The sequence below is a fragment of the Bradyrhizobium sp. genome (genome assembly GCF_016462955.1).
Taxonomy (GTDB): Bacteria; Pseudomonadota; Alphaproteobacteria; order Rhizobiales; family Xanthobacteraceae; genus Bradyrhizobium.
Genome location: NZ_JAEMSD010000524.1, coordinates 3972 through 4618, shown reverse-complemented (window position 1 = coordinate 4618; position 647 = coordinate 3972). Strand labels below are relative to the sequence as shown.

Below are 647 nucleotides of genomic sequence, written 5' to 3'. Positions count from 1 at the left end.
GCGTCACCGCCGCGGCGACGCCGTCGACGACCGGCAAGCCATGCGTGGCGGCGAGTTCGGCAGCGAGGTCGGCCATGCCGGCGCAACCGAGCACGATGGCTTCCGCACGGTCGTCGCGGATCGCCGCAATGATCTCTGCAGAGATTCGTTCGACGGCATCGCCGTTGCGTTCCTCGAGCGCGAGCACGGGGACCTCGGCGGCGCGGACGCGGGCACAGCGCTCGGCGAGGCCGTATTTCCGCAAATTGTGCTCGATCGGAACGATGGAGACGCCGAGCGTGGTGACCACGGCAAAGCGCGCCGCTATCAAGCTCGCCATGTGGAAGCCGGCTTCGCCGATGCCGATCACGGGGGCCTTGGCAGCGGCGCGCGCGGCGTCCAGGCCGGTGTCGTCGAAGCAGGCGATGATGTGCGCGTCTGCGCCGTCGCGGTCGGCGTCGCGGATGCAGCCGAGCATGCCGGGGACGGCGAAGGCCTCGTCGTAGAAGCCCTCGATCGAGACCGGGCCCATCGCCGGCTGGCGTGCGTCGATCACGGTGCCGGGGAGGGCGACGCTGCGCGCCGCAGCGGCGATCTTCGCCGTCATCGACGCCGTGGTGTTGGGATTGACGACGTGAAGCCGCATCGTGGTTGGGCCAGCCCTTTGT

Annotated in this window: 1 protein-coding gene; it reads right to left on the bottom strand. The window is 70.0% G+C overall.

Annotated features, from left to right (window positions below; translation table 11 throughout):
- A partial coding sequence (locus JHD07_RS33435; protein WP_291629905.1) for an aspartate/glutamate racemase family protein occupies positions 1 to 625 on the bottom strand: 625 nt, incomplete at its 3' end.
- Between the last annotated feature and the right edge of the window lie 22 nt (positions 626 to 647).